This is a genomic window from Enterobacter sp. BIDMC 26 (assembly GCF_000534435.1).
Classification (GTDB): Bacteria; Pseudomonadota; Gammaproteobacteria; order Enterobacterales; family Enterobacteriaceae; genus Enterobacter; species Enterobacter ludwigii.
In genome coordinates, this window is sequence record NZ_KI973182.1 from 2,355,204 (window position 1) to 2,377,949 (window position 22,746).

A 22,746-nucleotide genomic window follows, 5' to 3' on the forward strand; every position below is an offset into this window, starting at 1 on the left:
TCAGCGGCAATCCAGGAACCACGACGTCTATGTTCACCCGCTACTTCTCCAGTAATCGCAAGATACTTTTCCTCAGCCTTATCACCGGCCTGATCACAGCCCTGCTCCTGGGTTCATTGCAATTTTTCTGGAGCTACCACAAGCGGGAAGTCAGATTCGACACCCTGATTGACGACGTGAGCATCTACATGGAAAGCTACTTCGATGAGTTAAAAAGCTCTATCGATCTCCTTCAGCCGCTCACGCTGAACAGCTGCCACGACGTCAACGCTGAGCTGACCTCTCGCGCGGCCTTTAGCCTTAACGTGCGCGCCTTTTTGCTGGTCAGGGATAAACTGGCGTACTGCTCTTCAGCCACCGGTCCGATGAACGTCCCGATGGAAGAGCTGATACCCGAGCTGCACATCGATAAACAGATTGATATGGCGTTACTGCCGGGTACACCGATGATGCCGCACAGACCCGCGATTGCCATCTGGTATCGAAATCCGCTGGTGAAGGACGGCGGCGTGTTTACTTCGGTAAACATCAACCTGACTCCGTACATGCTTTATACCGCACGCCAGAACGAGTTCGCGGGTATTGCTATCATCATTGGCGACAATGCGTTGTCGACCAGGTCCGCCACACTGGTGAAGGCACAGGATTTACATGAAACGCCGGCGCGTACCGCGACCCTAAAAGAGGTTCCGCTGACGATCAAACTGTACGCCGAAGAGTGGACGAGCGATGAAATCCTGTTCGCGGTGTTCTTTGGACTGGTCTGCGGGATCGCGGCCGGCTCGCTTAATTTCTATATCCTCACTACGCGTCTTAACCCAGGCAAAGAGATCCTGAGCGCCATTAAACGCGGCCAGTTTTATGTGGTGTATCAGCCTGTTGTGGATGCCGAGACGCTGCAAATGCGTGGTGTCGAAGTCCTGATGCGCTGGAAACACCCGACGATGGGGGAAATTCCGCCTGATGCCTTTATCAACTTCGCCGAAGCGCAGAAGCTGATTGTGCCGCTGACGCTGCATCTCTTTGACCTCATCATTCGCGACGCGCCGGTATTACAGACCCTTCTGCCGCCGGGCGCAAAACTGGGCATTAACATTGCGCCGGGGCATCTGCATGCAGAAAGCTTCAAAGAGGATATGCGCACTTTCCTGGACTTAATGCCGCCGGATCATTTCCAGATCGTGCTGGAAATCACCGAACGCGACATGGTTAACCATCGGGAAGCCAACAATCTTTTCGAATGGCTGCACAATGAAGGCTTTGAAATTGCGATTGATGATTTTGGTACCGGCCACAGTGCGCTGATTTACCTTGAGCGTTTCACCATGGATTACATCAAAATTGACCGGGGTTTTGTCAACGCGATCGGGACGGAAACCGTCACCTCCCCGGTGCTTGATGCCGTACTCACCCTGGCAAGACGACTGAATATGTCGACCGTCGCCGAAGGGGTGGAGACGCCGGAGCAGGCAGCCTGGCTGCGCGAACATGGCGTTGTTTTCCTTCAGGGTTACTGGATTAGCCGCCCGATGCCGCTGGAGCAGTTCCGCCAATGGCAGCCTGAACGTTGAATGATTTCACATTGCCCGTGACGTCACTTATTATTCAGCTTAACTGAGCCGGTCAGTCGAAAGGGAGCCGCCGCGAGATGCTTATGCGCTTTATGTTGCTGCTGTTGGCATTAACGAGCCTGTCCAGCCAGGCGCAAACCATCAAAGAGAACATCGCGTTCTCTGTGATTGGTGAGCCAAAGTACGCGGTCAATTTTACGCACTTTGATTACGTCAATCCTGCCGCGCCAAAAGGCGGAAACGTGACCCTCTCCGCCACGGGGACGTTCGACAACTTCAACCGCTTCGCCCTGCGCGGCGTGGCGGCAGCGCGAACAGAATCGCTCTACGATACGTTGTTTGTTACGTCTGATGATGAACCCGGCAGTTACTACCCGCTGATTGCGGACAACGTGCGTTACGCGGATAACTTTGCGTGGGCGGAAATTTCGATTAACCCACGGGCGCGTTTTCACGATGGGACGCCGGTCAAAGCCAGCGACATTGCCTTCACATTTCACAAATTTATGACTGAGGGCGTTCCCCAGTTCCGCATTGTCTACAAAGGCGTGACGGTCAAAGCCATTGCCCCGCTCACGGTGCGTATTGAGCTGAGTGAGCCGAATAAAGAGAACATGCTCAGCCTGTTCTCCCTGCCCGTGATGCCTGAATCGTTCTGGAAAGATCACAAACTTAGCGACCCGCTCTCCACACCCCCGCTGGCGGGTGGCCCTTACCGCATCACCGACTGGCGCATGGGGCAGTATGTTGTCTATTCCCGGGTCAAAGACTACTGGGCGGCAAACCTGCCGGTAAACCGTGGCCGCTGGAATTTTGATACCCTTCGCTACGATTACTACCTTGACGATAACGTGGCATTTGAAGCCTTCAAAGCTGGTGCGTTCGATATGCGCGTGGAGAGCAGCGCTAAAAACTGGGCGACACGGTATATCGGCAAAAACTTCGCTAACGGGTATATCGTTAAAGACGAGCATAAAAACGCGTCCGCTCAGGATACGCGCTGGCTGGCGTTTAATATTCAGCGTCCGGTATTTACTGACCGTCGGGTGCGGGAAGCCATTACCCTGGCCTTTGATTTTGAATGGATGAACAAAGCGCTATTTTACGGCGCTTACAGCCGGGCAAATAGCTATTTCCAGAACACTGAATATGCCGCTCGCGATTACCCAAAAGCGGACGAACTTGTCCTGCTGGCACCGCTAAAAGCAGAACTGCCGCCGGAGGTGTTCACGACGGTATTTCAGCCTCCGGCGTCAAAGGGTGACGGCTACGATCGCGACAACCTGCTTAAAGCCAGTAAACTGCTGGATGACGCAGGCTGGCCACTGAAGAATCAAAAACGCGTCGATTCCAGAACGGGCAAACCGTTAAGCTTTGAGCTGCTGCTTGCGTCCGGAAGCAACGATCAGTGGGTGCTGCCGTTTAAGCACAATCTTGAACGGCTGGGGATTACCATGAACATTCGCCAGGTCGACAACGCGCAGCTCACCAACCGCAAACGCAGCCGTGATTACGACATGATGCAAACCCTGTGGCCCGCGCAGCCGTGGCCCAGTTCGGATCTGCAAATCTCCTGGGCATCCAGCTATATCGACTCCTCCTACAATGCGCCGGGGGTGAAAAGCCCGGCGATTGATGCCTTGATTGCGAAAATCGTGGCGGCGCAGGGTGATAAAGAAAAACTCTTGCCGCTGGGACGCGCCCTCGACAGGGTCTTAACCTGGAATTACTACATGCTGCCAATGTGGTATATGGGCGAAGACCGGCTTGCGCGCTGGGACAAGTTCTCCGAGCCTGCCGTACGCCCTGTCTATTCACTGGGCTTCGACACCTGGTGGTATGACGTTAACAAAGCCGCCAGACTTCCCGCTGAGCGGCGATAAGGAATCATCATGGGTGCGTATCTGATCCGCCGTCTCCTGCTGATTATCCCGACCCTCTGGGCAATCATCACGATTAACTTTTTTATTGTGCAAATCGCGCCCGGCGGCCCGGTCGACCAGGCTATTGCAGCCATTGAATTTGGCAACAGCGGCGGCATGCCTGGCGGCGGTGGCGAAGGAATGGGCGCGAGCCATGCCCGCACCGGCCTGGGAAATATCAGTGAAAGCCATTATCGCGGCGGACGTGGCCTGGATCCGGAAGTCATCGCCGAGATCACCCATCGTTATGGCTTCGACAAACCGCTTCACGAGCGGTATTTCAACATGCTCTGGGACTACCTCCGCTTTGATTTTGGCGACAGCCTGTTTCGCAGCGCGTCGGTTTTAACATTGATTAAGCAAAGTCTGCCGGTGTCGATTACCCTGGGGCTGTGGGGAACGTTGATTATTTATCTCGTCTCTATCCCCCTGGGGATCCGTAAAGCGGTTCACAACGGCAGCCGCTTCGATGTCTGGAGCAGCACGTTTATCATCATCGGCTATGCCATTCCGGCGTTTCTGTTTGCCGTTCTGTTGATTGTCTTTTTTGCCGGTGGCAGCTATTTCGATATCTTTCCGCTGCGGGGGCTGGTGTCAGCGGATTTCAGCACCCTGCCCTGGTACAAGAAGATCTCCGATTATTTCTGGCACATCACGTTGCCGGTGCTTGCGACCGTCATTGGCGGCTTTGCGGCCCTGACCATGTTGACCAAAAACGCCTTTCTCGATGAAATCCGTAAACAGTACGTTGTGACTGCCCGTGCGAAGGGCGTCGGCGAAAAGCAGATCATGTGGAAACATGTCTTTCGCAACGCCATGCTGCTGGTGATTGCCGGATTTCCTGCCACGTTCATCAGTATGTTTTTTACCGGCTCGCTGCTGATAGAGGTGATGTTCTCCCTCAATGGACTGGGCTTGCTGGGATATGAAGCCACCGTGTCGCGCGATTATCCGGTCATGTTTGGCACACTTTATATCTTCACCCTGATTGGCCTGCTGCTGAATATCATCAGCGATATCAGCTATACGCTGGTTGATCCCCGAATTGATTTTGAGGGCCGCTGATGCCGCGTTTAAGCCCCGTCAACCAGGCCCGATGGGCCCGTTTTCGCCACAACCGCCGCGGCTACTGGTCGCTGTGGATCTTTGCCGTCCTGTTTGTCTTAAGCATGTGTTCGGAATTGATTGCCAACGATAAACCGCTGCTGGTGCACTTTAACGACCGCTGGTATGTGCCCGTTCTCACCCAATACAGCGAAAGCGATTTTGGTGGCCCGTTTGCGACGCCCGCTGAATATCAGGATCCGTGGCTTCGCCAGCAAATTGAACAGCACGGCTGGGCACTCTGGGCGCCGGTGCGTTTTGGCGCAAACAGCATTAACTTTGCGACCACCACCCCCTTCCCTTCCCCGCCTTCCGCGCAAAACTGGCTGGGAACGGATGCCAACGGTGGCGATGTGCTGGCACGCATCCTCTACGGCACGCGGATCTCGATCCTCTTTGGGCTGATGCTGACCGTCTTTTCCAGCGTGATGGGTGTGGTAGCAGGTGCCGTTCAGGGCTACTACGGCGGGAAAATCGACCTGTGGGGCCAACGTTTTATTGAAGTCTGGTCAGGCATGCCGACGCTGTTTCTGATCATTCTGCTTTCAAGCGTGGTACAGCCAAACTTCTGGTGGCTGTTAGGCATTACCGTCATCTTCGGCTGGATGGCGCTGGTAGGTGTGGTGCGGGCGGAATTCCTGCGCACCCGTAATTACGATTACATTCGCGCTGCCCAAGTGCTGGGGGTGAGCGACCGCGGGATCATTTTCCGCCATATGCTTCCTAACGCCGTGGTAGCGACCCTCACCTTCCTGCCGTTTATTCTGTGCAGTTCCATCACTACCCTCACCTCGCTTGATTTCCTTGGCTTCGGGCTCCCTCTCGGTTCCCCGTCGCTCGGCGAGCTACTGCTGCAGGGCAAGAACAACCTGCAGGCACCGTGGTTAGGCATCACCGCCTTTCTTGCCGTGGCCGTGCTGCTTTCACTGCTGATTTTTATTGGCGAAGCCGTGCGCGATGCTTTTGATCCCAACAAGGCGGTATAAGATGACGCAGCCCCTTCTCAGTATTGATAACCTGTCGATTGCCTTTTCGAAACAGGATGAGGTGCGTACCGTGGTCACGGAGTTGTCGCTGCAGATCCAGCGCGGCGAAACGCTGGCGCTGGTAGGCGAGTCAGGCTCTGGCAAGAGCGTATCGGCACTGTCGATCCTGCGCCTGCTTCCGTCTCCGCCCGTCAGCTATCCGCAAGGCGACATTCTGTTTCACGGTCGCTCGCTGCTGCATGCCGATGAAAAAACCCTGCGCGGAATTCGCGGCAATAACATTGCCATGATTTTCCAGGAGCCGATGGTCTCCCTTAACCCGCTGCACACGCTGGAAAAACAGCTTTATGAAGTGCTGTCCCTGCACCGGGGCATGCGCAAAGAGGCGGCGCGGGGGGAGATTCTGGATTGTCTTGAACGAACCGGCATTCGCAATGCCGCAAAACGGCTGAACGATTTCCCCCATCAGCTTTCCGGCGGCGAACGTCAGCGGGTGATGATTGCGATGGCCCTGCTCACGCGACCCGAACTGTTGATTGCCGATGAGCCCACCACCGCGCTGGACGTGACGGTGCAGGCGCAAATTCTGCGGCTGCTGCGGGAGCTGCGTGACGAACTGAACATGAGCCTGCTGTTTATCACCCATAACCTCAGCATTGTGAGAAAGCTCGCCGACAGCGTCGCCGTGATGCAAAACGGACGCTGCGTCGAGCAGAACACCGCAGCCACCCTGCTGAAAGCGCCTCAGCACCCCTATACGCAGCGTCTGCTTGATAGCGAGCCCACGGGTGACCCGGTTCCCCTGCCGGCTGACAGCGCGCCGTTGCTGCGCGTTGAGGGGCTGGGCGTGTCGTTTCCTGTTCGCAAAGGGATTCTGCGGCGCATTGTCGACCAGAATCCGGTATTGAAAAATATCCATTTTTCCCTGCGTCCGGGCGAATCGCTGGGGCTGGTGGGCGAGTCCGGTTCGGGAAAAAGCACCACCGGCCTGGCACTGCTGCGCTTAATCGCCTCGCAGGGTAAGATCCTCTTTGACGGTATGCCGCTGCACAACTGGAACCGTCGCCAGATGTTGCCCGTTCGTCCCCGCATGCAGGTTGTGTTTCAGGATCCAAACTCCTCGCTTAACCCACGGCTGAACGTCTTACAGATTGTCGAAGAGGGTCTGCGCGTTCATCAGCCGGCATTGACCGTCCGGCAGCGGGAAGAAGAAGTGATACGCGTTATGGCAGAAGTTGGCTTAGATCCGGATACCCGACACCGCTACCCGGCTGAATTTTCCGGCGGTCAGCGCCAGCGTATCGCCATTGCCCGCGCGCTGATCCTCAAACCGGAGCTGATCATTCTGGATGAACCGACATCGTCGCTGGACAGAACCGTTCAGGCTCAGATCCTGGCATTACTGAAAGGATTGCAGGAAAAGCACAGGCTGGCCTATATCTTTATCAGCCATGATTTACAGGTTGTGCGGGCGTTATGCCATCAGGTGATTGTGTTGCGACAGGGAGAAGTGGTCGAGCAGGGAGAGTGCCAGCGCGTATTTGCTGCGCCAACGCAGAGCTACACGCGCCAGCTGTTGTCCGCAGACTAGCGCTCAGAAAGGATACTGGCCCGAGAAAGGCTCAGCGATAGCAACACCAAAGTTTTTCAGACGGCAGGTCGCGGCAAATTCATCCTGGCTTTTCACGAACAGGCAGGGTTCACCTTCACACTCCAGTACGGAGCTGTCCACTTCAATATCCGTCAGGGCCTCGCTGAGACGCTCCATGACTCGCCATGCATTTTCGTCGCTCGGGCTCAGCAACTTAAGTGCAACCAGACAATTCTCGCAACCCGCGACGCTTTGCGGAATCGGTTCAACTTTCGAACCTGCAAAACCCGCCGACCAGCGATAGCTCTGGGGCAAGCGATGGACTATGGAGAGTTGTAATGTATTCACGTTCTTTCCCCGGAAGCAAAATTTACTTCACAATTTATTTACATTTATAGTAACACATCATCGCCAGCCTGCACTATTCGGCGCTTTTTTATAGGTGTTCAGGCTCGCGTCGGCGCTATATGTACCCGTTTCTGCGATCTAACTCAACCTTTTTAAATACAATGATGTGACTTTTTACACAAATAGATTTTACATAAAAGAAACAAACACAGGGTAAACGAACGCAGCTTTGGTTGATGTGTGTCAACAAAAAAGGCCCTGACTGGGCCTTATTTGCGCGTTAGCTGGCCACCTTTCGCGGCCGACTGGCGTAGAGATAGAAAAGAATGGAGCTGGTTGCACAAAACGCCATCGCCCACAGCATCGGCCAGGCCGTATTAAACGTGGCCATCGACAGTAACGCCCCGACGATGGCGCCGATGCCAAAGCGGAATGTTCCGGCCAGCGACGAGGCGGTGCCTGCCATATGCGGGAATTCGTCGAGGATCACCGCCATCGCATTGGAGGAAACCATCGACACGCAGCCGACGAAGGCCGCAACCCCCACCACCAGCGCCCAGAAGCCCACGCCTGTAAAAGCACTCAGCACCAGCCAGATAGCCATCACAAACTGGATCCAAAGCCCGGCGCGGAACATGTTCAACGCCCCGACTCGGCGGACAAAGCGGCTGTTAATGATGGTCATAATGAACAGGAAGACGATGTTGAGCGCAAAGTAATAACCGAAGTGCTGCGGAGAAACATGGTTCAGTTCGATATAGACAAACGGCCCGGCGCTCAGGAATGAGAACATCCCGGCGAAGCTGAAACCGCTCGCCAGCATATAGCTCAGCACGCGCTTATGGCGAAACAGTGAGGCGAAATTCCCCATTGTGGTTCGGATGTGGAACTTCTGTCGGCGCTCCGCGGGTAGCGTTTCATCAATAAAGAAGAAGATCATTGCCGAGGCCAGCAGCGCGGCAAGCGCCAGGATCCAGAAAATCACATGCCAGCTGAACCATACCAGCACCGCACCGCCGGCCATAGGGGCCACCAGCGGTGCAATCGTCGTCACCAGCATCACGAACGACATCATCCGGGAGAACTCTTCTTTCGGGTAGATATCGCGCATCAGGGCATTGATCACCACGCTTGCCGCTGCCGCCGCCAGACCGTGGAAAAAGCGCATGACAATCAGTTGATCGATGGTTTGCGCCTGCGCACAGGCCACCGCTGCCCCTGCAAAAATCAGGGTCCCGCCAAGGATAACGGGCTTGCGGCCAAAGCTGTCCGCCATCGGGCCATAAAACAGCTGACCGAGGGCAAAACCGAGAATATAGGTGCTGAGCGTCATCTGCGCGCTGCCTGCCGGTACGCCAAACTGCGCGGAAATAACCGGCAGTGCAGGCAGATACATATCAATAGACAGCGGCATCAGCATGGCCAGCAGGCCAAGAATGAAGACGATTTTGAACGACGAGTGTGGCCTGGTGGTCACAGAGTTCTCCTGAAATTAATGCGAAGGCAGACCAACGCTGGCGATCTCTTCTTCCGTTAACGGGCGATATTCGCCGGGCGCCAGCTCAGGATCGAGTTCAATTGCGCCAATACGTTCACGATGCAGACCGACAACGTGGTTACCCACCGCGGCAAACATACGCTTCACCTGATGGTAGCGCCCTTCACTGATGGTCAGACGGACCTCGGTAGGCGCGATCACTTCAAGCACGGCAGGCCGGGTCAGATCTTTTTCATTATGCAACTGAACGCCGTTGGCAAATTGTTCTGCCGTGTCATCCGCGACCGGAGACTCCAGCGTCACCCGATACGTCTTCTCACAGTGATGGCGCGGAGACGTGATACGGTGTGACCACTGCCCGTCGTCGGTCATCAGCACCAGCCCGGTGGTGTCGATATCAAGACGGCCAGCGGCATGCAGCTTGTGCGCGACCGGTTCGTCGAGGAAATAAAGCACCGTTGGATGATCCGGATCGTCCGTAGAACAGACATAGCCTTCCGGCTTATTGAGCATGAAATAGCGCGGCCCGTGCTGTTGGGTCAGCGGGTTGCCGTCATATTCAACCTGATGGTCAGGCTGGAGTTTGAATGCAGTGTCTTTCACAATGTCGCCATCCACGGTAACGCGGCTGGCGCGAATTTCACGCCCGGCAATAGCGCGGCTTACGCCGAGTTGCTGAGCGATAAACTTATCAAGTCGCATGAAATCTTTTTAGCCTTAATGGTGCTGGAAGTCGGACAACAGGTCCGAAAAAGAAGCAGTCTGGAATGGCTCAGTATAATGGTCTGGTTGCGCCACTCAAGGGAAAAAGTTTCGTGGCATACTATATGCGAAATAACTAAACCGAGACCCCATGACTTTTACACTTCGTCCTTATCAGCAGGAAGCCGTTGACTCCACTCTCGCCTGGTTTCGTAAACACCAGGCACCGGCGGCCATTGTGCTTCCGACCGGTGCTGGCAAAAGCCTGGTGATCGCCGAACTGGCGCGTCTGGCACGCGGACGCGTGCTGGTGCTGGCCCACGTCAAAGAGCTGGTGGCGCAGAACCATGCCAAGTATTGCGCGCTCGGGCTGGAAGCTGACATTTTCGCTGCCGGGCTAAAGCGCAAAGAGAGCCACGGCAAAGTGGTCTTTGGCAGCGTACAGTCGGTGGCCCGCAACCTTGATCTGTTTCGCAGTGAATTTTCGCTGCTGATTGTCGACGAGTGTCACCGCATCAGCGATGACGACGACAGCCAGTATCAGCAAATCCTCACTCACCTGAAAGAGGTGAACCCGCACCTTCGCCTGCTTGGCCTGACGGCGACCCCGTTTCGCCTGGGTAAAGGCTGGATCTATCGCTACCATTATCACGGCATGGTGCGCGGCGATGAGAAAGCGCTGTTCAGCGACTGTATCTATGAACTTCCTTTGCGCTACATGATCAAGCATGGCTACCTGACGCCGCCCGAGCGGCTGGACATGCCGGTGGTGCAGTACGATTTCAGCCGGTTACAGGCGCAGAGCAACGGGTTATTCAGCGAAGCGGAGTTGAACCAGGAGCTGAAAAAGCAAAAGCGCATTACCCCGCATATCATTAGCCAGATAGAAGAGTTCGCCGCGACGCGCAAAGGGGTCATGATCTTTGCCGCCACCGTGGAGCATGCGCGAGAAATTACCGGGCTGTTGCCCGCCGAGGACGCGGCCTTAATCACCGGCGAGACGCCCGGGCCGGAGCGCGACCGCCTGATCGACGCCTTCAAAGCGCAACAATTCCGCTATCTGGTGAACGTGTCGGTGTTAACCACCGGGTTTGATGCCCCGCATGTCGATCTGATTGCCATTTTACGTCCGACCGAATCGGTCAGTCTTTATCAGCAGATTGTGGGGCGCGGCCTGCGCCTGGCGCCCGGGAAAACCGACTGTCTTATTCTGGATTACGCCGGTAACCCGCACGATCTCTACTCTCCGGAAGTCGGCACGCCAAAAGGCAAAAGCGACAACGTCCCCGTTCAGGTCTTTTGTCCTGCCTGTGGTTTTGCCAACACCTTCTGGGGTAAAACCACCGCAGACGGCACGCTGATTGAACATTTTGGCCGCCGCTGTCAGGGCTGGTTTGAAGATGACGAAGGACATCGCGAACAGTGCGATTTCCGTTTCCGCTTTAAAAACTGCCCGCAGTGCAATGCGGAAAACGATATTGCCGCCCGTCGCTGTCGCGAATGCGATACGGTTCTGGTCGATCCTGATGACATGCTAAAAGCAGCGCTGAAGTTAAAAGATGCGCTGGTGCTGCGCTGTTCCGGTATGGCACTGCAACCCGGCGCGGATGACAAAGGCGAGTGGCTGAAAATCACCTATTACGATGAAGACGGCGCAGACGTCAGCGAGCGCTTCAGGGTACATACGCCTGCCCAGCGTATGGCCTTCGAACAACTCTTTATTCGCCCGCACACCCGTACGCCCGGTGTACCGCTGCGCTGGATAACCGTGGCCGATATCGTGCGCCAGCAGGTGTTACTGCGCCACCCGGATTTTGTTGTGGCTCGTATGAAAGGACAGTTCTGGCAGGTTCGGGAAAAGGTGTTTGATTACGAAGGCCGTTTTCGTCGCGCCAACGAATTGCGCGGTTAAGGGGACTTTTCATTGATGTGAGGGGCATTTGAGTATAAAATGCCGCCCGCTTCATATCCGTGAAGCAGAACACTCACCTGCTGCTGGGTCGCCTGTAGTAGGGTTTAAAATACAGAGAGAAATCAATGTTTACTATCGAAGCAGAAGTACGTAACGTGCAGGGTAAGGGTGCGAGCCGCCGCCTGCGTAACGCTAACAAGTTCCCGGCTATCGTTTACGGTGGCGAAGCTGCTCCAGTTGCAATCGAACTGGATCACGACAAAGTGTGGAACCTGCAGAACAAACCTGAATTCTACAGCGAAGTTCTGACCATCGTTGTTGGCGGTAAAGAAGAAAAAGTGAAAGTTCAGGCTGTTCAGCGTCACGCGTTCAAGCCAAAAGTCACTCACATCGACTTCGTTCGCGCGTAATCGCAAACACGTCGAAAAAAAAGCCCCGCTTCTGCGGGGCTTTTTTTATGCCTGTTATTTCCCGCCAGAGGTGCGGCGCTGAAGCTGATCGCGCAGGTTCGGCGGCGTGCCTTTAATGGTCAGCGTATCGGTGGCCGGATCCCAGAAGATGCGTTCACCCAACAGCATGGCATCAAAGTTGATGGTCAACCCACCGCCGCTACCGGCAAATTTAGTGAGCTGTCGCAGCGTACTGCGATCCGCCGGGAAGCTCTCTTCGAGCTCATAGCCTTTATCAGCGGTAAATTCCTGGAAGCTGACTTCACTGACGCCCGCCAGCTCTTTTGACAGCGACTCCAGCTCAATCTCTTCTCCCGCCTGCAGCTGTTCGTTGCAGTAACTGTACACCTGCTGGCGCACGGTCTGACGCTCAGATTTATCGAGCTGCGCTTCGGCGGTAAAGTCGTCAACCGCTTGCAGCAGCCCTTTGTTCTGCGCTTTGGCGTTAAGACCTTCGCTGGCGCCGAGGAAGTCCATAAAGAAATCAGCCACTTTACGGCCGACGCGGCCTTTCAGGAAGGTCAGGTAGCGGGTCGATTCCGGGTTCGTTTCCCACTCGGTTAAATCGATACGCGCCACGATATCCGCATGGTTGATATCAAGATAATGGGTAGAGCTGATATCCAGCTGCTCATTCACGCGCATGCTGCTTAAATTGTTCAGCACGGTGACCAGCAGATATTCTACTGCCAGGTACCGATAGTGACAGAACAGGACGATACCGCCGTCTGCGAACGGGTATTTTGCCAGTTCGTCACGCAGACGTCCGGTGGCGGCGCGGCTAAACGCCAGGAAATCCTCTTCGCCCTGACGCTGCAGACGAAGACTATCAGCCAGTTCGCTCCCTTCGCTGAACAGACCATAGGCTTTATTTTTAGCACTGTAGACGCGGTGCAACTCCGCCATCATTTCCACAACGGTCGCCGTGGGTTCCAGTAACGAATCGCGAAGCACCACTTCAAGGGTTTGCTCATCACGCTTGATAAGCTGGTGCAAGGCAATCTGGTTGATTTCCAGACTCATGATAAACTCTCCTTTTAGACCGGGCGGTATTCAACCACCACCAGGTCATGTGTGCAACAACAGATAAAAAAGGGGAAAAAAAGCTGTCGCTACGGTAATATGTTGCCCTTTCATCAACAAACTGATTTTGATTTATGCCACAACATTCCCGCTACAGTGATGAACACGTTGAACAACTGCTCAGTGAGCTGGTCAACGTACTGGAAAAACATAAAACGCCGACCGATCTCTCCCTGATGGTTTTGGGAAATATGGTCACCAACCTTATCAATACCAGCGTTGCTCCGGCTCAGCGTCAGGCGATCGCCAAATCTTTCGCCCAGGCGTTACAGTCCTCCGTCAGCGACGACCAGGCCCATTAAGGGAAACGAACAACAGTTTATGGTGACGAATCGTCAGCGCTACCGTGAAAAAGTCTCCCAGATGGTCAGCTGGGGACACTGGTTTGCCCTGTTCAACATTCTGTTAGCGACGGTCATTGGCTGTCGTTATCTGTTTGTCGCAGACTGGCCGACAACGCTAACCGGGCGTATTTACTCCTGGATGAGCGTTGTGGGTCACTTTAGCTTTTTGGTTTTCGCCACCTATCTGCTGATCCTGTTCCCCCTGACGTTTATCGTCATGTCGCAGCGGCTCATGCGTTTCTTGTCCGCTATCCTCGCGACGGCGGGGATAACGCTGCTGCTTATCGACAGCGAAGTCTTTACCCGTTTTCACCTGCATCTCAACCCCATCGTCTGGGAACTGGTGATCAACCCGGATCAAAACGAAACGGCCCGTGACTGGCAGCTGATGTTTATCAGCGTTCCGGTGATCCTGCTTATTGAGATGCTGTTTGCCACCTGGAGCTGGCAAAAACTGCGCAGCCTGACCCGGCGCCGCCATTACGCGAAGCCCGTTGCGACGCTCTTTTTCGTCTCCTTTATTAGCTCGCACATCATGTATATCTGGGCGGATGCGAACTTCTATCGCCCTATTACCATGCAGCGCGCTAACCTGCCGCTCTCTTATCCGATGACGGCCCGCCGTTTCCTCGAAAAACACGGCCTGCTGGATGCGCAGGAGTATCAGCGCCGTCTGGTCGAACAGGGTAATCCGGAAGCGGTCAGCGTTCAGTATCCGCTGAGCGAACTACGCTATCGCGATATGGGCCGCGGGCAAAACGTCCTGTTAATCACCGTCGATGGACTGAATTATTCACGTTACGAGAAGCAGATGCCTGCTCTGGCTGATTTCGCCAGTAAGAACGTGACGTTTACACAGCATATGAGTTCCGGTAACTCGACCGATGCGGGTATCTTTGGTCTGTTCTACGGTATTTCAGCCGGATACATGGACGGCGTGCTGTCCGCCCGTATTCCTGCGGCACTGATCACCGGACTTAATCAGCAGGGTTATCAGTTAGGGCTATTCTCTTCGGATGGCTTTAACAGCGCGCTCTATCGCCAGGCGCTGCTGTCAGACTTCTCACTGCCGGCGGCACAGAGCCAGACAGATGAACAGACCGCCAGTCAGTGGATAAGCTGGCTGCAACGCTACGCCCAGGAAGATAACCGCTGGTTCTCGTGGGTTGCCTTAAACGGCACCAACCTTGAGGACACGAATCAGAAAAGCTTTGCGCGCCGCTATAGCCGCGCTGCCGGTGATGTGGATGCACAAATCGGCCGCGTGCTCGACGCGTTGCGCGAGTCTGGCAAGCTGGATAACACCGTCGTGATCGTCACGGCCGGTCATGGTATCCCGTTGGGTGACGAGACGAAGAGCATGGAGTGGTCGCGTCCAAATCTGCATGTTCCGCTGGTGATCCACTGGCCGGGAACGCCGGCGCAGCGCATTAATATGCTGACTGAACATAAAGATGTGATGACGACCCTGATGCAACGTCTGCTGCACGTCAGCACGCCAGCAAACGAATATTCACAGGGGCAGGATCTCTTCAGTGCCACCCGCCGCCATAACTGGGTGACGGCTGCCGGAGAGAGCACGCTGGTGGTGACTACGCCAGCGCTGACGCTGGTGCTGAACAACAATGGGAAGTATCAGACGTATAATCTGCAGGGTGAGCGGTTGAAAGACCAAAAACCGCAGCTGAGCCTGCTGCTGCAGGTTCTGACGGATGAGAAGCGCTTTATCGCTAACTGATTAATTATAAACCAGTTAGCAACAGATTCCCTTGCATTCAAAACGGAATCGAGTAGTATTCTTTTTATGCGTCGGCACGTAGCGCAGCCTGGTAGCGCACCGTCATGGGGTGTCGGGGGTCGGAGGTTCAAATCCTCTCGTGCCGACCAAAAATACTCTTTAAAACCAGCCGGTTATGGCTGGTTTTTTTATTGCTTAATTTCTGATGGGAATTAGTACCTGTAGTTTCAGCACCAACGGTCGACAACCCCCCCTTAAAACACTCCGCCACGCTTGATGCTGTATATTTTTACAGTAAAAATACCTCCCCCACTTGAAGTTATTACGGAGGTTTTATGTTTGTTGAATTGGTTTACGATAAGCGAAATGTTCAGGGCCTGGATGGAGCCAGAGAAATTATATTGGCCGAGCTTACGAAGCGAGTGCATAACATCTTCCCTGATGCTGAAGTGAAGGTTAAGCCTATGCAGGCTAACGGACTCAATAGCGATGCCAGCAAAAGCGATCGTGAAAAGTTGAACCGCATGCTGGAGGATATGTTTGAAGAGTCTGATATGTGGCTTACAAATGAATAAATTTCTTTGAAGCCCTCATATCGAATGTACTGGCGCGGACTTTAGCTGATAATTTTCCTTTGTGTAACACAATAACATTGGACAATCGACTTAGTGCGATACACCAACGTCTGGAGCAGTGATGATGAAAACAGTCGAGATACTGCAATACAATTTACACAAAGGCACCGGACCATTTTTTCATAACGTCATGGCAGAAATTAGCGTTCCTCTACATCAACGCCACGGCATCGATGTGGTGTCGTTTGGTCACTCTCTGCACGATCTTGATTGCTACTATCTCATTCGAGCCTTTGAAAGTATTGAAAATATGAATACGGTGCTTAATTCTTTCTATGCGAGCGCAGACTGGCGCTGCGGGCCTCGTGAGTCCATCATTGACTGCATTGAAACAAGCATTAAGACAGTAATTGATCTGCCACGAGTAAGTGTGGATGGGCTACGAGTGTAAGTCCAAATCTGTTACGTCGCGATTGAGCGTTTACTGCCATATTAGGTTTGGTTCGGTGTATTGAGACAGCCAAAACGAGTCTGAGCTGATACATATCTAACCCTACCCTGCTCCCCATTGATTAACACACCGCGATGTTTGTAATGTCTTCATAAGCCACATGAGGACATCCCCAAGAAGCGTTTTTCCGACCAACATATTCTTGAAAACCAACCCTTCCGGGTTGTTTTTGTATTTCTGCAAAGGGAAATGGGTGTGATGTAACTTACTGGAAAAAAAGGGGCCCGTTTAGGCCCCCCTGATGCGTTACGGTTTCACTTTGGCCTTTTCCTCATTGATGACGTTTAGCGCTGCTGCGGTGCAATCACCCTGAGCGATCCTGAGCGTGCCCGCCTGTTGGCGTTGCTCCAACAATGCGGAAAGCGTGTTGTAAACTTTCGTTTCGTGGTGGGCCTGTGCATAGCCCAACGCCTCGCAGATTTGAAAATCTGACATTGCCGCAACACGTTTACCGTTCCCCCCCATGAAAGGCCGGGTGCTTAATGCATCCGTTTCGGGTTGAGAAGCAATGCTACATCCTGTTGTAGTCACCGCTGCCAGAATGATTAATATCCACCGAGCCTTTTTCATCAGTAACACTTTTTTTAAGGGTTTCACTTAAAATACTTCCCAAATTCGACATGTTGTCGCCTGATTTCTTTCAGGTTTGCCACTATTCCAGCCATACACCAGCCACTGACAACCCCCAAAAACCAACCCATCAAGAGATTGACTATCACCAGTGACCCACGTTTCTGGAGCCAGACTGCGCGCTACCACCACCAATATGATTGCCACCGCCTAAGCCGTGGGCGCTGTTGCTGTTGGCTGCATTGTTGCTGCCGTTCCCCGTTCCATGCTCATGTCGTGAGTTATTACGGCTATGATCGCTTCCCTGACGCTGAGAGACGATCAACGCGTCTACATGCGGAACTGCGATTTGCACATTCGGATCGACTTTGGCGATCTCCCCTGCGGTGGTGGTAGTAGTGACACCGTTAACAGTGATATTCACAGGCGTCCCCGGCTTCATACTGGACACAGCAACGTTAATCGAGCCCGTGTCTTTTGTTATGGCAACACTTGTAACGTTATCAGGTGCTTTCGTGGTGGCTGGAGTATGAGTAAGCGAGGGCGCAGTAACCGCCGTGCCAGCGGGTAAGGCTGGACCTGTTGTCGCTTGCTGCATAGATACCACTGCGGCGCGGTAAGTTGTGCCTGTGATTTGTGGCGCAGCCACTGCAGACATTTTGGTGGCGTCAGGGGTGTTAACGGCAGTTCCTGCAGGTAAGGCTGGCCCTGTTGTGACTTGCTGCATTGAAATTACAGCGTTCCGGTAAGTCGTGCCCGTAATGTGTGGCGTTTTCTGCTGCAGGGGTTGCGGCGTTCTTTGTGTTACAGGTCGCGGCGCATCGGGAGCCATTTCAGTTGCCTGTACTGCATTAATACGATCGCCTGCAGTGCGTAAGCTGTTTTCGATGTCCCCTAAACGGGCCATATTTTCAGGTGAACGGTCGGCATTGTAAGCCTTTAATGCAGCCTGCTTATCCTCCATGGCCTGATTGGCTTCATTGCGAATCGACTGAATAGCAGTGGCTTTTTCATCCATGGTCATGAAATTAGAAGCGAAGGCGTTCACACTTCCGCATGAAAGCGCAATTATTACAGATAAAGAAATGATAGAATGGCGGTTCATTACAATAATTACCTTTAATTTACGTTAAGGGAAAACAGAAACAACAATTAACTACCCCGGCACATGTCGGGGACTTTTTTCAACAAACGAAACAAGCACTTCAAACCGCGCATAATAACGACTGTAAACGATTACACTTTTGATATTTATCAATATCCCTAATTCAAATCGTAGAAATAACAATCAACTCAGCCACTATATTTCCCTGTTAATTCGCTTCAAAACATCTCTATTGTTATCGCAACAAATCATTTTTTTAGTGGATAACACTCAGATGGTGAATTTTTCCGGTTCATTATCCTGCATAAAAAAGTGAAATAATGTTTCAGTGCACGTGCATTGACGTAACGAAAGCATCCCTCACCCTGGATAAAGCACTCTGTCCCTGCGTAGCTGGTGCGGCCCCAAGCCAGACACGGTCAGCAATGCAGAGAGGGATATATACCCGGATTTCACGCGATAAGAGATGTGATAATTGAACAACGTGGCGGTATAGCGTGGGGTCTAATTACAGAGGCAGGAATTTATTGCAATTGATGACAGGGCTGGTTGAATCAGCATGAATGCTGTCCAGCCCTGATTCGTACGACTAAAAAAAGACAAGCATTTTAATAACCGTATTCTTACCGCACTTCGGCAGGCGTTTTACGCAGATAAAGCAGCGTCAGCAAACAAATCACCGCGCCGGCATAAAAGGTATATTCTGCGCCCCACAGTTCCCAGATAGCGCCGACACCCACGCTGGCCATCAGTAACCCGACCCCGCTGACCAGACTAAAAAGACCAAACGCCGTACCGCGCAAATCCGCAGGCGCTGTTTTGGCCACCATCGCGGCCAGCAGCCCCTGAGTCATCCCCATATGCATGCCCCAGAGCGCAACGCCGACAATAATACCGATCCAGTGGGTACTCAGGGCCAGAACGATATCAGCGGCAATCAATACGACTAGTCCCCACTGCAGAAGCCGGGTATGGCTCATACCATCAGAGAGTTTGCCAAACGGATAGGCCGAGAAAGAATAGATCACGTTCATCACCACCATCACCAGCGGGATTAAGGCCAGGGGAACGCCAGACTGTTGCGCACGGAGGACAAGAAAAGCCTCGCTAAAACGTGCCAGTGTGAATACCGCCCCCAGGCCAATGACCCACCAGCACGATTTTCCCAGCCGCGTTAAATTCTCTCTTTTGATGGGATTAGTGCGTTTATGTTCGACAGGGGTTTTCGGCTCCTTCAGGCCGAAATACAGCAGCGCAACCGAAAGAAAGCCGGGGATCAGGGCTATCCAGAAAACCGCGCGAAAATCATTGTGTAGCAGCAGCATTAACCCCACGGCCAGTAGTGGCCCCAGAAATGCGCCGGTGGTATCCATAGACTGACGCAGGCCATATGCCGCCCCGCGCAGTTCCGGCGGGGTGATATCTGCGACCAGTGCATCCCGTGGAGCACCGCGGATCCCCTTCCCCGCACGATCCATCAGGCGCGCGCCTAAAACCATCCCCGAAGAGGATGCGAGGGCGAAAAAGGGTTTGCTCAGCGCACCGAGGCCATACCCGAGTAGCGCCAGCCCTTTACGCTTGCCAAGATAGTCGCTAATCGCCCCCGAAAAGACTTTGATAAAGAGAGCGGTAGCCTCCGCGAGCCCTTCAATCAGGCCGATAACCAACACGCTCGTTCCAAGCATAGTCACCATAAACAGTGGAAGCAGGCTGTGGATACTCTCTGACGAGATGTCCATCAACATACTGACGCCACCCACTACCCAGACCCCACGAGGGATCCGGCTGAGTACCGTAAATCTGGAAAGCATCTGTAACTCCTGCTCTGAAAACAGTGGCCTGACTGCTTACAGAATAGGATACGACGGATTAAAAAACCTGAGGAAGAACAACGAGCCAATAAAAAAGCCAGCGCTCAGGCTGGCTTTTTTATCGCTGGAAAGGCGTTTAGTGTTTATCACGCCCACCCAGGAAGAAAATACCCAGCGGAATGGCAAGCAGCACGGTGAACACCAGGCTATAAACAAAGATCATCGCTGATTGCAGGACATACATGCTGGTCGTCCAGGCAGAGAGAGGAATGTTGTATTGTTCAATAACGCCAACAATGGTTGCCCGCCCAACGCACGCGGCAGCAATCATAAACACAACCAGTAACGCCAACAGGAACTTGCGGCCTTCAGGTGTTTTCAGTTTTGCACGTACCATCTCTCTCTTCCCTTCACAGATGAATAACATTATGTGGCGCTTAAAATAACACGATCTGCCGCCAGACTCCAATACAGTACAAACAACCACTCATTGCGCATTAATAGAGTTTTATACGCTGCCAATATTGAAAATGTAAGTAAATTACACTAACCATTCACGAACATTATGTTAACCTGTGCCTGATAGTTTGACATAAAGGAATGACTGTGAAAAAAGCACCTAAATTTGCCATTGCCCTGATTGCCGCCGCATGCGTTAGCACCAGCGCTTTCGCCAGCGACCCCCCTAAAGCGCAGCCTCTGGAAAAAGTAGCGCCTTATCCGCAAGCGGAAAAAGGGATGAAGCGTCAGGTCATTCAGTTACCCGCTCAGCAGGATGAAGCGAATTTCAAAGTGGAACTGTTAATTGGCCAGACGCTGGAAGTGGACTGCAACCAGCACCGTCTGGGCGGTCAGCTGGAAAGCAAAACCCTGGAAGGTTGGGGCTACGACTATTACGTCTTTGATAAAGTGACGTCTCCGGTTTCGACCATGATGGCCTGCCCGGATGGCAAGAAAGAGAAGAAATTTGTTACCGCGTATCTGGGTGACAACAGTCTGCTGCGCTATAACAGCAAGCTGCCAATCGTCGTTTATACGCCTGCAAACGTGGAAGTGAAATATCGCGTGTGGAAGGCGGAAGAAGAGACGGGCACCGCAGAAGTCCGTTAAGGATAAGCCGTGTGGCGATTTCGCCTGACCCGGCCATGATACTGTGCGGTTTAATAAGCCGGGTAAGCGCTAACGCTACCCGGCTTTTTCACATCAGAGTGCGATATCCGCGACCGGTTTGTTTTCCGCCTGAGGCTTCAGCTCTGCCTTTAGTGCTGCGTCAGCAGCAGCTTGCGGCTTCACATATTGCAGCTGCAGAACGCGGCTGGTGTATTCCAGTTCCTGTTCCGTCGCGTCAACGTTACCGTTCAGCTTAGTGCCGTAAGAAGGAATAATGGTTTTCAGTTTTGCCTGCCATTCCGGGCTGGCAACTTTGTCTTTAAACACTTTTTCCATCAGATGCAGCATGATTGGCGCAGCGGTAGAAGCCCCCGGTGACGCACCCAGCAGCGCAGCAACAGTGCCTTCTTTGTCACTGACCACTTCGGTACCCAGACGCAGTACACCGCCCTCTTTCGGATCGCGTTTGATGATCTGTACACGCTGACCCGCCTGCCATAAACGCCAGTCTTCTTTCTTCGCCTGCGGATAGTACTCTTTCAGCGCGTCAAAGCGTTCATCGTCAGAGAGCATCACCTGGCTAATCAGGTATTTCACCAGATCGAAGTTATCCAGACCGACGTCCATCATGGGCTTAACGTTAGAGGTGGTGGTCGCACTCAGCAGGTCCCACAGGGAACCGTTTTTCAGGAACTTCGTGGAGAAGGTCGCGAATGGCCCGAACAGCACCACACGTTTACCGTCAAGCACGCGGGTGTCGATGTGCGGAACGGACATGGGTGGCGCACCAACGGAAGCCTGACCGTAGACTTTTGCCAGGTGACGATTCACCACTTCCGGGTTTTCAGACACCAGGAACTGACCGCCCACCGGGAAGCCTGCGTAATCGTCCGCTTCCGGAATACCGGTTTCCTGCAGCAGTTTCAGCGCCGCGCCGCCCGCACCAATAAAGACAAACTTCGCCTTGATGACGTGCTCTTCTTCATTGTGTTTCAGATCGGCAACGGTCACGCTCCAGCTGTTATCCGCATTGCGCTTGAAGCCACGCACTTCGGTGCTGAGCTGCAGATTAAAGTTCTCTTTTTTCTGCAGGGAACCTACCAGCTGGCGGGTAATTTCGCCGTAGTTCACGTCAGTACCAATTTCAGTACGGGTCGCGGCAACTTTCTGGTTCGGGTCACGACCTTCCATGACCAGCGGAGCCCACTCTTTAATCTGCGCGTGATCTTCGGAGTATTTCATGCCGCGGAACAGCGTGCTCTGCTGCAGAGCCGCATAGCGCGCACGCAGGAAGTTAACGTTCTGCTCGCCCCACACAAAGCTCATGTGCGGCACGGTGTTGATGAAGGAGTGCGGATCGTGCATTACGCCGCTGTTCACCTGGTGAGACCAGAACTGGCGAGAAATCTGGAATGCTTCGTTGATCTCAACCGCCTTCTCGATACTAATGGAACCGTCCTTTTTCTGCGGTGTGTAGTTCAGTTCCATGAGTGCCGAATGGCCCGTACCGGCGTTGTTCCAGCCGTTCGAGCTCTCCTGCGCCACGCCATCGAGGCGCTCGACCATGGTCATAGACCAGTCTGGCTGCAGTTCTTGCAGATAGGTTCCCAGCGTGGCGCTCATAATACCGCCACCAATTAAAAGGACGTCCGTTTCCTGCTCTTTTGGCGTGTCAGCTTTTGCCGCCATTGAGACGGTATTCAGCCCCACGGCCAGAGACAAGAGCATGGCAGTCATTTTTTTCATAATTTATGCCTTAGTGTAAAAGTGCGTGATGCGTGGAAATTGCAGGTGAAAAAAGCTGCGCGGGAACGGT

Annotated in this window: 21 protein-coding genes and 1 tRNA gene; 13 read left to right on the top strand and 9 right to left on the bottom strand. The window is 53.5% G+C overall.

Annotated features, from left to right (window positions below; translation table 11 throughout):
- The first annotated feature begins 29 nt into the window (after nt 1-29).
- From L462_RS12310 to yejF, 5 genes are all read left to right on the top strand, one after another.
- Complete coding sequence (locus L462_RS12310; protein WP_020883182.1) at nt 30-1,571, top strand: cyclic di-GMP phosphodiesterase; 1,542 nt, start codon at nt 30-32, stop codon at nt 1,569-1,571.
- Nucleotides 1,572-1,648: 77 nt separating this feature from the next.
- Complete coding sequence (locus L462_RS12305) at nt 1,649-3,454, top strand: extracellular solute-binding protein (protein ID WP_025203632.1); 1,806 nt, start codon at nt 1,649-1,651, stop codon at nt 3,452-3,454.
- A 9-nt stretch (nt 3,455-3,463) separates the two neighbouring features.
- Nucleotides 3,464-4,558, top strand: a complete 1,095-nt coding sequence (locus tag L462_RS12300) for a microcin C ABC transporter permease YejB (protein WP_032678585.1) — start codon at nt 3,464-3,466, stop codon at nt 4,556-4,558.
- The gene (locus tag L462_RS12295) at nt 4,558-5,583 is read left to right on the top strand and encodes an ABC transporter permease (RefSeq protein ID WP_014170934.1); all 1,026 of its coding nucleotides are present in this window, start codon (nt 4,558-4,560) and stop codon (nt 5,581-5,583) included. Before L462_RS12300 ends, L462_RS12295 begins: the two co-directional genes overlap by 1 nt.
- Before the next feature lies 1 nt (nt 5,584).
- Entirely contained in the window at nt 5,585-7,174 is a 1,590-nt protein-coding gene (gene yejF / locus L462_RS12290; protein WP_032678586.1) for a microcin C ABC transporter ATP-binding protein YejF, read from the top strand.
- A 3-nt stretch (nt 7,175-7,177) separates the two neighbouring features.
- Here yejF and L462_RS12285 read toward each other — a convergent pair whose 3' ends face one another.
- The 3 genes from L462_RS12285 to rsuA all read right to left on the bottom strand — a co-directional run bounded on the left by L462_RS12285 (nt 7,178) and on the right by rsuA (nt 9,722).
- Nucleotides 7,178-7,522, bottom strand: coding sequence for a YejG family protein (locus tag L462_RS12285; RefSeq protein WP_014170936.1), 345 nt, complete (start codon nt 7,520-7,522; stop codon nt 7,178-7,180).
- Between the two features lie 280 nt (nt 7,523-7,802).
- Entirely contained in the window at nt 7,803-8,999 is a 1,197-nt protein-coding gene (locus L462_RS12280) for a Bcr/CflA family multidrug efflux MFS transporter (protein ID WP_014170937.1), read from the bottom strand.
- 15 nt (nt 9,000-9,014) lie between these two features.
- Complete coding sequence (gene rsuA / locus L462_RS12275; RefSeq protein WP_014170938.1) at nt 9,015-9,722, bottom strand: 16S rRNA pseudouridine(516) synthase RsuA; 708 nt, start codon at nt 9,720-9,722, stop codon at nt 9,015-9,017.
- Between the two features lie 151 nt (nt 9,723-9,873).
- Between rsuA and L462_RS12270 the strand changes: the two genes are divergently transcribed.
- Together L462_RS12270 and rplY are read left to right on the top strand one after the other, a co-directional pair.
- Nucleotides 9,874-11,634 (top strand): DNA repair helicase RadD, encoded by a 1,761-nt coding sequence (locus tag L462_RS12270; RefSeq protein ID WP_032678587.1) that lies wholly within the window; start codon nt 9,874-9,876, stop codon nt 11,632-11,634.
- Between the two features lie 125 nt (nt 11,635-11,759).
- Nucleotides 11,760-12,044: a 50S ribosomal protein L25 gene (gene rplY / locus L462_RS12265; protein ID WP_014170941.1), complete on the top strand. Its 285-nt coding sequence runs from the start codon at nt 11,760-11,762 to the stop codon at nt 12,042-12,044.
- 54 nt (nt 12,045-12,098) lie between these two features.
- Here the strand turns inward: rplY and yejK are convergent, their stop codons facing one another.
- Nucleotides 12,099-13,106: a nucleoid-associated protein YejK gene (gene yejK / locus L462_RS12260; RefSeq protein WP_032678588.1), complete on the bottom strand. Its 1,008-nt coding sequence runs from the start codon at nt 13,104-13,106 to the stop codon at nt 12,099-12,101.
- 134 nt (nt 13,107-13,240) lie between these two features.
- Between yejK and L462_RS12255 the strand changes: the two genes are divergently transcribed.
- The 5 genes from L462_RS12255 to L462_RS12235 all read left to right on the top strand — a co-directional run bounded on the left by L462_RS12255 (nt 13,241) and on the right by L462_RS12235 (nt 16,274).
- The gene (locus L462_RS12255; protein ID WP_001135586.1) at nt 13,241-13,468 is read left to right on the top strand and encodes a YejL family protein; all 228 of its coding nucleotides are present in this window, start codon (nt 13,241-13,243) and stop codon (nt 13,466-13,468) included.
- Nucleotides 13,469-13,487: 19 nt separating this feature from the next.
- Nucleotides 13,488-15,248 (top strand): LPS biosynthesis-modulating metalloenzyme YejM, encoded by a 1,761-nt coding sequence (yejM, locus tag L462_RS12250; RefSeq protein WP_020883177.1) that lies wholly within the window; start codon nt 13,488-13,490, stop codon nt 15,246-15,248.
- Nucleotides 15,249-15,320: 72 nt separating this feature from the next.
- Nucleotides 15,321-15,397, top strand: a tRNA-Pro gene (locus L462_RS12245).
- Between the two features lie 186 nt (nt 15,398-15,583).
- Nucleotides 15,584-15,823 (top strand): DinI family protein, encoded by a 240-nt coding sequence (locus tag L462_RS12240; RefSeq protein WP_014170944.1) that lies wholly within the window; start codon nt 15,584-15,586, stop codon nt 15,821-15,823.
- A gap of 124 nt (nt 15,824-15,947) precedes the next feature.
- Entirely contained in the window at nt 15,948-16,274 is a 327-nt protein-coding gene (locus L462_RS12235) for an NIPSNAP family containing protein (RefSeq protein ID WP_032679718.1), read from the top strand.
- Between the two features lie 306 nt (nt 16,275-16,580).
- Here L462_RS12235 and L462_RS25565 read toward each other — a convergent pair whose 3' ends face one another.
- From L462_RS25565 to L462_RS12215, 4 genes are all read right to left on the bottom strand, one after another.
- Nucleotides 16,581-16,931, bottom strand: coding sequence for a hypothetical protein (locus L462_RS25565; protein WP_236900321.1), 351 nt, complete (start codon nt 16,929-16,931; stop codon nt 16,581-16,583).
- Nucleotides 16,932-17,049: 118 nt separating this feature from the next.
- A complete protein-coding gene (locus tag L462_RS12225; RefSeq protein WP_032678589.1) occupies nt 17,050-18,009 on the bottom strand; it encodes a hypothetical protein in 960 nt (319 codons plus the stop codon).
- A gap of 623 nt (nt 18,010-18,632) precedes the next feature.
- Nucleotides 18,633-19,820, bottom strand: a complete 1,188-nt coding sequence (locus L462_RS12220) for an MFS transporter (protein ID WP_032678590.1) — start codon at nt 19,818-19,820, stop codon at nt 18,633-18,635.
- A gap of 136 nt (nt 19,821-19,956) precedes the next feature.
- The gene (locus tag L462_RS12215) at nt 19,957-20,217 is read right to left on the bottom strand and encodes a DUF2534 family protein (RefSeq protein WP_010433451.1); all 261 of its coding nucleotides are present in this window, start codon (nt 20,215-20,217) and stop codon (nt 19,957-19,959) included.
- Between the two features lie 209 nt (nt 20,218-20,426).
- Between L462_RS12215 and eco the strand changes: the two genes are divergently transcribed.
- Nucleotides 20,427-20,930 (top strand): serine protease inhibitor ecotin, encoded by a 504-nt coding sequence (eco, locus tag L462_RS12210; protein ID WP_032678591.1) that lies wholly within the window; start codon nt 20,427-20,429, stop codon nt 20,928-20,930.
- Nucleotides 20,931-21,023: 93 nt separating this feature from the next.
- Here eco and mqo read toward each other — a convergent pair whose 3' ends face one another.
- Entirely contained in the window at nt 21,024-22,676 is a 1,653-nt protein-coding gene (gene mqo, locus L462_RS12205; RefSeq protein ID WP_032678592.1) for a malate dehydrogenase (quinone), read from the bottom strand.
- Nucleotides 22,677-22,746: the final 70 nt, after the last annotated feature.

Coding starts and splice junctions, on each gene's coding strand:
- L462_RS12300 (WP_032678585.1), top strand. CDS start 3,464: ATGGGTGCGTATCTGATCCGCCGTCTCCTGCTGATTATCCCGACCCTC.
- rsuA (WP_014170938.1), bottom strand. CDS start 9,722: ATGCGACTTGATAAGTTTATCGCTCAGCAACTCGGCGTAAGCCGCGCT.
- L462_RS12235 (WP_032679718.1), top strand. CDS start 15,948: ATGAAAACAGTCGAGATACTGCAATACAATTTACACAAAGGCACCGGA.
- mqo (WP_032678592.1), bottom strand. CDS start 22,676: ATGAAAAAAATGACTGCCATGCTCTTGTCTCTGGCCGTGGGGCTGAAT.
- L462_RS12225 (WP_032678589.1), bottom strand. CDS start 18,009: ATGAACCGCCATTCTATCATTTCTTTATCTGTAATAATTGCGCTTTCA.
- rplY (WP_014170941.1), top strand. CDS start 11,760: ATGTTTACTATCGAAGCAGAAGTACGTAACGTGCAGGGTAAGGGTGCG.
- L462_RS12305 (WP_025203632.1), top strand. CDS start 1,649: ATGCTTATGCGCTTTATGTTGCTGCTGTTGGCATTAACGAGCCTGTCC.
- yejF (WP_032678586.1), top strand. CDS start 5,585: ATGACGCAGCCCCTTCTCAGTATTGATAACCTGTCGATTGCCTTTTCG.
- L462_RS12270 (WP_032678587.1), top strand. CDS start 9,874: ATGACTTTTACACTTCGTCCTTATCAGCAGGAAGCCGTTGACTCCACT.
- yejM (WP_020883177.1), top strand. CDS start 13,488: ATGGTGACGAATCGTCAGCGCTACCGTGAAAAAGTCTCCCAGATGGTC.
- yejK (WP_032678588.1), bottom strand. CDS start 13,106: ATGAGTCTGGAAATCAACCAGATTGCCTTGCACCAGCTTATCAAGCGT.
- L462_RS12220 (WP_032678590.1), bottom strand. CDS start 19,820: ATGCTTTCCAGATTTACGGTACTCAGCCGGATCCCTCGTGGGGTCTGG.
- L462_RS12310 (WP_020883182.1), top strand. CDS start 30: ATGTTCACCCGCTACTTCTCCAGTAATCGCAAGATACTTTTCCTCAGC.
- L462_RS12240 (WP_014170944.1), top strand. CDS start 15,584: ATGTTTGTTGAATTGGTTTACGATAAGCGAAATGTTCAGGGCCTGGAT.
- L462_RS12295 (WP_014170934.1), top strand. CDS start 4,558: ATGCCGCGTTTAAGCCCCGTCAACCAGGCCCGATGGGCCCGTTTTCGC.
- L462_RS12215 (WP_010433451.1), bottom strand. CDS start 20,217: ATGGTACGTGCAAAACTGAAAACACCTGAAGGCCGCAAGTTCCTGTTG.
- L462_RS12255 (WP_001135586.1), top strand. CDS start 13,241: ATGCCACAACATTCCCGCTACAGTGATGAACACGTTGAACAACTGCTC.